Here is a 9,031-nt window from a genome sequence, read left to right as displayed (position 1 = left end):
CTGACCTCGATCGTGAAGCAGAACGCCGACAACGCGCGCCAGGCCAGCACGCTGGCGGTCAACGCATCGGACATCGCGGTCAAGGGCGGCGAGGTGGTGGGTCGCGTGGTCGAGACCATGGCCGGCATCAACGACAGCAGCAAGAAGATCGCCGACATCATCGGCGTGATCGAGGGCATTGCGTTCCAGACCAACATCCTGGCGCTCAATGCAGCGGTGGAAGCCGCCCGTGCCGGTGAGCAGGGCCGCGGCTTTGCCGTGGTCGCGGGCGAGGTGCGCAGCCTGGCGCAGCGCTCGGCCACGGCGGCCAAGGAGATCAAGGAACTGATCGGCGACTCGGTGGGCCGCGTGCAGAATGGTTCGACCCTGGTGGCCGAAGCCGGCACGGTGATCGAGGAGGTGGTGGTGGCCGTGAAGCGCGTGACCGACATCATGGGCGAGATCAGCGCCGCATCGGAGGAGCAGAGCGCCGGCATCGAGCAGGTCAATCAGGCCGTCAACCAGATGGACCAGGTGACGCAGCAGAACGCGGCGCTGGTGGAGCAGGCGGCGGCGGCGGCCGAGTCACTGGAGGAACAGGCCGAGGCCTTGCGCCACGCCGTGGGGGCCTTCCGCGTCGAGCACGCTTAAGAGGGAAGCGGCGGGCCAGCCAGCCCGCCCAAGACGCCCTTTCGCCAGCTTGCGGAAGGGCGTTTGCCGTTTATGGCATCAGGTCACGTGCACGCTCGGCGATCACGCCCTGCGTATCGTCGATCCAGCGCGCGGGAAACGGCTGCGACAGCAGGTAGCCCTGGATCACGTCGCAGCAGCACGAGCGCAGGGCTTGCAATTGCGCCGCCGTCTCGACGCGCGTGGCCGTCACGGGCACACCGGCATCGTGCGCGGCAGCTACCAGGCGCTGCAGCATCGCGTCATCGCCGGCACTGACCACCCCGCGATCGAGCTTGACCTGGTCGGGGCGGAACTGCGCGAGGCAATCGAGGCTGTGCTCGGTGGCGCCGAAGTCTTCCACCGCCACGCGCGCACCGCATGCGTGTAGTGCCTCGATGGCCTGCCGCGCCGCGCCGTTAGCGCGCAGCAGCGCGTGCTCGGACACTTCGAAGACCAGCCGCGCGGTCGGCACCGCATGGCGCGCGGCAATGTCGCGCACCACCTCGCTCAGTTGGGGGTCGAGCAGTTGCGCGACCGACAGGTTCACCGCCGCATGCACGCCCGGCTGGTGCGGCGTGCCGCGACGCTCGGCGCGCTCGGATTCTTCGCGCTGCAGGCCGGCCAGCATCTGCGCGGCGTTGTCGAGCACCCAGCGCCCGACTTCGCGGATGTCGCCGGTCTGCTCGAGGATGGGCAGGAAATCCGCCGGGGCCACGCCGCCCAGCTCAGGCGAAATCCAGCGCAGCAGGAATTCGTAGCCAACGATCTGCCCGTTGACGAGGCTCAGCTGCGGCTGCAGGTTCAGGCTGAACTGCCGGCGCCCCAACGCATGCCGCAATTGCGCCGCCAGCCGCGGATGTTCGCTCACGGGATCGTTTGCGTCCATTGCCGAAGCAACATCGCCGGCCTGGCGTGCAGGGGATGCCACCGGCGCGTACATCGCCGGGCTTTCCTCGCCGCCGTGCTGCACGTGGTAGAGGGCACGATCGGCTTGCTCGATCAGGCGGGCGGTGTCGGCTGGGGTGGCGTCGAACATCGTCATGCCGATGCTGCACGAACACACCAGCTCGTAGCCCTGCGTGATGAACGGCCGCGTGAGCGACGCGGTGATGCGCCGGGCTAGGTCATGGACATCCTGCGCCGACGCAAACGCCGCCGAGGCAATGGCAAAGGTCTCCGGCCCGACGCGACCCACCATCGGTGCGGCCCCACTGACGTCGGGTACACACAGCGCCTGCAGGCGCTGTGCACATTCGACCATCACGCTGCGCGCGGCCAGCGGTCCGAGTGAGGCCGAGGCCTCGGCAAAATGATCGAAGCCGATCAGCAGCAGCGCACCGACGCCGCCCGAGCGTGCCGGGTGCGGCATCTTGGCCAGTAGATGGACGAATCGTTCACGGTCCGGCAATCCGGAGATCGGATCCAGACCCGATGGCGCGACGGACGTTGCGCGACTCATAAATGGGGATCGTCCTGCAAATGCCTTTGAAACGAAGAACGCGATTGGGCTGGCTGCACGCCGTCAGTTATGTTGCATTGTGACAGCTGACCCAAAGGCATCTTAAGCGCAAAGCGTGGCCCACGCGGCCGAATCTCAGCCAATTCCTGGCGGGTTGTCGCGGGAATCGCACGGGCGGAATATGAATTGCAGTTCCGATTAATTCTGACCAAAGCGAAATGCATATCGGACTCCGGCGGCCATGCGTGCGTCGCGATGCGCGACGTCACGTGGCTCAGACCATGCGCTGGCTGCCCCATAGCAACTGCTCGTAAATGAAGCACTGCAGCAGCATTTTCTGCGCGGTCGGCAGGTCCAGGAATTCCACACCGTACTGATAGACATTGGCCAGGTCACCCGCCGGCTTCTCACTGCGGATGAGCGCGGCGACCACCAGTTCGGAGTGGTAGTCGCGGGTCTTGACGCGAAAGCGCAAGCGCGCGGGCGCGCCGCTTGCCTCCAACTGGTGCGCCGAGCGGAACGAGGCGCCCGTGGTGCTGAGGTCCGACAAATGGATCATGCGTGGCGCCTCGCCGCTGATCAGGATCTTGCCGACCAGGTTGGCGCGCACCCGCAGCGCTTTGCGTAACGAGCGGTTCTTGATGCGGCGCGGCGCAGACAGGACGGCGTAGTCGAACGGCAGGCGGCAGACCGCCATGACGGTGCATTCGAAGCTGGCGATGCCCTCGCCGGAGAAGGCGTGGATCTCCAGCAGCTCGTCCTTGACCGGCAGCAGCGGGCGCCCGTTGTCGACCGGCACCGTGATCAGCAGGTGCCGCTGCGGGCTGTAGCCCATGATGCGTGCGGTGCCTTTGCTCTGGCCCGCGCCGGCGGTCAGACGCACGGTCAGCATGCCGCCTGGTCGCAGCCCCAGCAACTCGAGCGCCATCGCGCGCTCGCCTTCGGCGTCCTCGCCCATCGCTGGGAAGGCCGTGTTCGGGAACGGCGTCGTGTCGACGGCCGGCGCTGCCGTCTCGTCGGTCTGCCGGTGCGGACGGTGCAGCGTGAACAACAGGTCAACCTCTTCGGACGAGTGGATCACGTCGCCCTTGGGCACGAGCAGTTGCCCGTCCGGCGCCAGCATCGGCCAGGGCAGGGGAACGGCAAGCGGAATGTCGAGGGGTTGGAGTTCGATCATGTGCATTGGGGGAGGCCGCGCGCGAAGTCTCCCGCTGTCTTAAACGGCCAAGCGGGACATAACTTTAAGCGCACTTGGCGCCGCATACCGGCGCGCCTTTGCGCCAACGCGCCTGCCGACACGGAAATGGCACACGGCACGGTTATGCTCGGCACCGGTTTTCCATTCATGGCAGGCAGGTCGTACGTGAGTCCCCCAAGGCAGCGAGTTGTGGCAGCGGCGGCGCAGTTCGTGCGCTACGTCGTCATCGGCGGTGGCGCCACGCTGGCGCACTACGTGACATTGTTTGGGCTGGTGCAGGCCCATGTGCCGCCCTGGCGCGGGTCGGTGGCGGGCAGCGTGATCGGCGCGACCCTCAATTACGTCATCAGCCGCAGGGCGGTGTTCAACACCACACGCGGGCACGCGGGTGCGATGGTGCGGTTCGGACTCGTCGCGCTGTTTGCGCTGGGGTGCAATGCCGCGCTGATGGCGGCGGGGCTCGGCATCGGCCTGTACTACCTGGTGGCGCAGGTGTTCGCCTCGTCGCTGACCGGTATCTTCAATTTCCTGCTGCACCGGCACTGGACGTTTCGCGACGCGGCGGTTGCCGGCGCGGGCGTTGCGCCCTGCCCAAGCGTCGCGCGCGGCGGTGCGCGTTAAGCCCTGACGGGAATCGGCCGCGCGTCAGTGCGTCCTGGCAGGACTGCGTGTCGGGACGAGGCTCTCCGGCGAGATGGCGACATCGCCCAGGCGGTTGTCGGGCGGCGTGGGCGCGTTGTCACGCAGGCGTTCGACCACCAGGTGCACATCGATGATGTCAGCCACGCCTGCCGCCTCCAGCGAGACCAGCGCTGCCAGCTGCGCAATCGCAAACGTATCCGCTAGCAGCAAGGTGTCATCGTGTAGATCGCCCGCTGGGCGCATGACGCTCACGCCGGCGGTGGCCTGGTCGCCAGGTTGCACCGCAGCATCCCGTGCGCGATAGGCGAAATACGCATCGGCAAAATGCACGCGATGCGCGTCGAACACCCGCAGCGCGGCCGTCAGCGCATCGTCGATCCACACCGGATCCAGGGGTTCGCCAGTCTCGGGCAGGCCCGCCAGCTTGAGCGCGTAGCGGTGCGTTTGCGTCCCCGGGGCGACAAAGCTCAATTCCATACCACCTCCCACAGCCGCGTGCGCTAGCGCCGCGGCCACGCCGTGTCGAACTCGCCCCCCGAAGCGATGTTTGAAGAATAGCGGAGAGTGGTTCCGCATGGAGTTCATCTCGTCCTTCCGGATGACCACGCGCACGATGCCTGCCGGTGCAGGCATCCACAATGTGGATTGCGCTACGCACGCAGAGTGTCGGCGTGTGCGTTGTGCGGCGCGTCATTTCACCTTAACCGAATGGTTAGCTGTTGCAGGCGGATGACGGTGGTACATTGTTGACGTCCGGCGACGCCGGATCGCAGCCGACAGGACGGCTGCGACAAACGCCGATGGGAATGACGCGGGGCGCGTTTCCTTCGCGTCGATCCGAGCACGAGGAGCAGGTGCGCCCTGTCCCCTCGCGGGAAGGGATTGCCCCGTTAATCAGCGGCTTCTATAGTCCGCCTCGATTCGCGCGCGTCACACGCGCGACACGGTCCTGCCAGCCAGACATGCAGGCCACGAGAACGGTAACGGGGTACCACGCCGACCACCACTCACCACGCCCAGCGCAGACCAACAGCGCTAGCAGATCGGCGGGGTGGCCCGGCCCATGACCAGATGCCTCCGGAATTGCCGCATTCGCGAAACTGCATCGTCATGCTTGAGGATCACCACTTGTATAAAGCAGCGATCGAACATTCGCCGATAGGGATCGGTTTATGTGCGCCGGAGGGTCGCTTCCTCGACGTCAACCGCGCGCTGTGTGCGCTGACGGGGCATGAAGCCCAGGCGCTGCGCGCGCGCGATCTGTTCGACCTCTGCCACCCCGACCACGCCCGGCGCACGCGCGATAGCGTGGAGGCATTGCTGGCTGGTCAGCGCGAGGCGCTTTCGCTGGAAACGCGCCTGGTGCGCCAGGACGGTAGCACGGTCTGGGTACAGGCCGACTTTGCCTTGGCCGCGGCCGACGACGAGGGCGCCGCGGGCCAGCATCTCATCGTGCAGGTGCAGGACGTCACGGCACGGCGTCTGGCACTTGAATCCTTGCGCGCCTCGGAGCAGCGCCTGGCGTATGTGCTGGACGGCGCTGGCCTTGGCACCTTCGACTGGTCGATGCGCGCCCAGCACGTCTCCTTCAACCGCCGCACCGCCGAGATCCTCGGCTATGACGCGGACGCACTCTCCAACGATCCGGACGACTGGGTGGCCATGGTGCATCCGCAGGATGCCGCGCTCAGCGCGCGCCGTGTCTATCGCCATCTGCGCGGTGATGCGGACAGCTTTGAAGTCGAGCAGCGCCTGCGCGGTCAGCAGGGCCAGTGGGTTTGGGTGTCGGCACGCGGGCGTGTGACCGAGCGCGACGCGTATGGCATTGCCGTGCGCGTGAGCGGCACGCTGCAGGACGTGACCAAGCGCCGCGCCATGCTGGACCAGGCGCATCACCTTGCGCTGCACGACCCATTGACCGATCTGCCCAACGCACGCCTGCTGCGCGACCGCCTGTTCGTCGCCATCCAGACCGCGCGCCGGGCCCGCAGCCAGGTGGCGGTCGTGTTTGTCGATCTCGATCGCTTCAAGCCGATCAACGACGAATATGGTCATGGCATGGGCGACCTCGTCCTCAAGGCCACCGCCATGCGCCTGCGCAGCGGCCTGCGCGCGTCCGACACGGTGGCCCGCCTGGGCGGCGACGAGTTTGTCGCCATCCTCACGCACTGCCAGACCCGAGACGACGTCGAGCAGACCGTTGAGCGGCTGATCGAGCAGCTGCAGGCGCCGTTCCGCATGGAGGGGCACGTGCTGTCGATGAGCGTGAGCGCCGGCGTGGCGCTCTACCCGGGCGACGGGCGCGACGCGCAGACGCTGATCCGCTGTGCTGACTCCGCGATGTACGAGGTCAAGCGTGCAGGCGGCAACGGCTTTGGCTTCCACGCCTCACTCAACTACGAGCGTCTGATGAGCATGCGCCCGCGCGAGCGCGACATCGACGGCGAGGCTGACGCCGGCTAGCGGCCCGATCGCGCGCGGCCCAAAGCAAAACGGCCCGCCACACAGGGCAGGCCGTTCGGGCAAACCTGGCGCAACGCCGGCTTAGAAGGAGTAGCGCAGATACAGCTCGTTCAAGTCGGTGCCCGGGTTCGGGCGCTTGATGGACGCGTTCGATAGGTGCTCGAAGCGGTAGCCCACCTGGAACTGCTGCCGGGTGCCGAAGGCCACGCCCACGCCGATCATGTCCGAGAACTGGAAGGCCGTGCTGAAGTTGTGCTCATCCGAGGTGCGGGTGTGCGACAGCAGGCGCGGGCCGACGCCGGCCTCGATGAACGGCACCCAGGAGCTGCCACGCTTCTCGATGCGGAACAGCGGCGTCACGCCAAATTCCGTCAGGTTCTGGCGGTTGGTGCCCGAGGTCGAGCGCCACTGGCCGAGCGCCACTTCCCAGTCCAGGTTCACGAACCAGCCTTGCGGGTTGCCCCAGTGGAAGCCGGAATCGAAATCGACGTCGACGCCGTATTTCTCAATGCCGTGGCGGTTGTCGCGGCCGTAGATGGCGCGCACCGACGGGTCGAGCGTATCGGCTTGCGCGGGGACGGCGGCGAAGAGCGTGGTGGCGCCCATGGCGGCAGCCAGCACCTTGGCGGAGCGGGAAAGCGTGGATCGGATCATCAGAGAGAGTGGATGATGGTTTGGCGGCGCGCGTCCTTGCACAGAATTTCAACAGCCGGCCACGCGCGCGGCGGACATGGCGGCAAGAAAGCTGCATCCGGTTGAACGTTTGCAAGTCGCGGCTGCAACGCCTGCTGGTCAGCACGCGCGCCCCACCTTGCTCCCGTCAGTGGATTCGGCCAATTGCAATCAGATTAGGCCGAAAAATTCCGTCGATTATAGGGCGAACGGGCGCGCAGCGTGCGGCCCGCCTCCCAAGGCCGCGTTGCCGTTGTAGAAATGTCAGAAATCCTTCAGGGCAGGCGCGGTGCCTATTGCGGTGTGGGTGCCGAAGTGGCGGGCTGTGCGGCCTGGCCCACGAGCGGCACCTCGCCGTGCCAGCCGCCGCCCAGTGCCTTGACCAGCAGCACGGCCGCCGAGTAGCGCTTGCCCTGCAGCGTCAGCAGCGTGCGTTCGGCGTTGTAGGCGGTTGCCTGCGCGGTAATGACTTCAAGGAAGCTGATGGTGCCCGCGCGGTAGCGGTTGAGATCGAGCTGCGCGGCTTCCTGGGCGGCCTTGACGGCCTCATTCTGCGCATCGAATTCCTTGGCCTCCCAGCGCAGCGCGGCCAGGTTGTCCTCCACGTCCTGGAAGGCGCCGAGCACGGTCTGGCGGTAGGTGGCAACCGACTGGTCGTAGGCGGCACCGGCCTTGTCGACGGCCGCCGAGCGGGCGCCGGCGTCGAACAGCGTCGCCGCCAGCGTCGGGCCGATCGACCAGATGCGGGTGGGCAGCGTGGCCAGGTGCGACAGCGTGTTGGCCGCCACTCCGGCGGTTGCGCCCAGCGTGAGCGTCGGGAAGTAGGCGGCCTTGGCCACGCCGATGTTGGCATTGGCCGCCGCCATGCGCCGTTCGGCTGCCGCGATATCCGGCCGGCGTTCCAGTACCGATGACGGAATTTCCAGCGGAATCTCCGGCAGCAGTGGTAGATCCTGCACGGTCGCGGCACTGGTCGATGCCAGCGAGAATTCCGACGGGGTCTTGCCGATCAGCACGGCAATGGCGTGCTCCAACTGCGCGCGCGTGACTTCGGTGTCGAGCAGCAGGGCCTGGGATTGCTGCAGCTGGGTTTGTGCGGTCAGTACGTCCGAGCGCTGCGCCACGCCCACGGCGTATTGGTTCTTGGTGAGCTGCAGGAAGCGTTCATAGTCGGCCACGGTGCGCTGCAACACCGCCTTCTGCGTGTCTGTCACGCGCAGCTGGAAGTAGTTCTGCGCCAGCGTTGCCTGGGCGGAGAGCAGGGCGGACGCCAGATCGCCGGCGCTGGCCTCAGCGCTAGCCTTGTTCGACTCCACCGTGCGGCGCACGCGGCCCCACAGGTCCAGCTCCCAGCTGGCATCGAGCGAGATGCTTTGCGCATTAAGCAGGCTCGGGTTGCCCGTGGAGAGGCTGCCGTCCGGATTGACCGTGGTCCGTACCGAGCGGCTGCGCGTGGCCGAGGCGCTGGCCGACAGCGTGGGGAAGAACTGCGCGCGTGCCGATTGCACCAGCGCCTGGGCCTGCCGGTACTGCGCCTCGGCCACGAAGATGTTCTGGTTGGCGGCGGCCACCTGGTCTTCCAGCGCGTTCAGTTGCGCGTCGCCGAAGATCTCCCACCACTTGCCGCGCGTCGCGGTATCGGCAGGGGCGCCGACCTTCCATGCGCCGGCGGTTTCCTTGTATTGCTGCGGCACGTCGGCCGACGGGCGCTTGTAATCGGGGCCGACCGCGCAGGCGGTCACGAGCGCGCAGGCAGCCAGCGCAACCAGGCGCGGCAGCAGGCGGGAGGGGTGGAGGGCGTGGATGCCTCTTGTCATGTTCAACTTCCTTGCGTATCCAAAGCGGGCAACGGTGCTTCCTTACGGCGGCCGAGCAGCCACAGGCGTAGCTTGTCGAGCGCCAGGTAGACCACCGGCGTGGTGTAGAGCGTCAGGATCTGGCTGACC

8 protein-coding genes are annotated in these 9,031 nt (G+C 67.0%); 3 read left to right on the top strand and 5 right to left on the bottom strand.

The features are described from left to right. Positions 1-630 (top strand): methyl-accepting chemotaxis protein (locus QZ609_RS20970; RefSeq protein WP_295499082.1); only part of this gene is annotated, 630 nt, incomplete at its 5' end. Between the two features lie 70 nt (positions 631-700). Here QZ609_RS20970 and QZ609_RS20965 read toward each other — a convergent pair. Together QZ609_RS20965 and QZ609_RS20960 are read right to left on the bottom strand one after the other, a co-directional pair. Beyond that, positions 701-2,110 carry a GGDEF and EAL domain-containing protein gene (locus tag QZ609_RS20965; RefSeq protein ID WP_295499080.1) on the bottom strand — a complete coding sequence of 470 codons (1,410 nt, stop codon included), beginning with the start codon at positions 2,108-2,110 and terminating at the stop codon, positions 701-703. 274 nt (positions 2,111-2,384) lie between these two features. Further along, positions 2,385-3,287 carry a flagellar brake protein gene (locus tag QZ609_RS20960; protein WP_295499078.1) on the bottom strand — a complete coding sequence of 301 codons (903 nt, stop codon included), beginning with the start codon at positions 3,285-3,287 and terminating at the stop codon, positions 2,385-2,387. Positions 3,288-3,473: 186 nt separating this feature from the next. Here QZ609_RS20960 and QZ609_RS20955 point away from each other — a divergent pair, with 186 nt between their 5' ends. Further along, the gene (locus QZ609_RS20955; RefSeq protein ID WP_295499076.1) at positions 3,474-3,929 is read left to right on the top strand and encodes a GtrA family protein; all 456 of its coding nucleotides are present in this window, start codon (positions 3,474-3,476) and stop codon (positions 3,927-3,929) included. A gap of 24 nt (positions 3,930-3,953) precedes the next feature. Here QZ609_RS20955 and QZ609_RS20950 read toward each other — a convergent pair whose 3' ends face one another. Then, positions 3,954-4,427, bottom strand: coding sequence for a hypothetical protein (locus QZ609_RS20950; RefSeq protein WP_295499074.1), 474 nt, complete (start codon positions 4,425-4,427; stop codon positions 3,954-3,956). Between the two features lie 633 nt (positions 4,428-5,060). Here QZ609_RS20950 and QZ609_RS20945 point away from each other — a divergent pair. Continuing rightward, positions 5,061-6,413 (top strand): diguanylate cyclase, encoded by a 1,353-nt coding sequence (locus tag QZ609_RS20945; protein ID WP_365902056.1) that lies wholly within the window; start codon positions 5,061-5,063, stop codon positions 6,411-6,413. A gap of 81 nt (positions 6,414-6,494) precedes the next feature. On the opposite strand, the gene QZ609_RS20940 is transcribed toward QZ609_RS20945, so the two are convergent. Then, complete coding sequence (locus QZ609_RS20940) at positions 6,495-7,067, bottom strand: acyloxyacyl hydrolase (protein ID WP_295499070.1); 573 nt, start codon at positions 7,065-7,067, stop codon at positions 6,495-6,497. A gap of 311 nt (positions 7,068-7,378) precedes the next feature. Continuing rightward, positions 7,379-8,902 (bottom strand): AdeC/AdeK/OprM family multidrug efflux complex outer membrane factor, encoded by a 1,524-nt coding sequence (locus QZ609_RS20935; RefSeq protein ID WP_295499069.1) that lies wholly within the window; start codon positions 8,900-8,902, stop codon positions 7,379-7,381. Positions 8,903-9,031: the final 129 nt, after the last annotated feature.

It is taken from the genome of uncultured Ralstonia sp. (assembly GCA_913056305.1).
Classification (GTDB): domain Bacteria; phylum Pseudomonadota; class Gammaproteobacteria; order Burkholderiales; family Burkholderiaceae; genus Ralstonia.
Note: the sequence above shows the minus strand (reverse complement) of the source record. Positions and strands in the feature narration are given on the sequence as shown.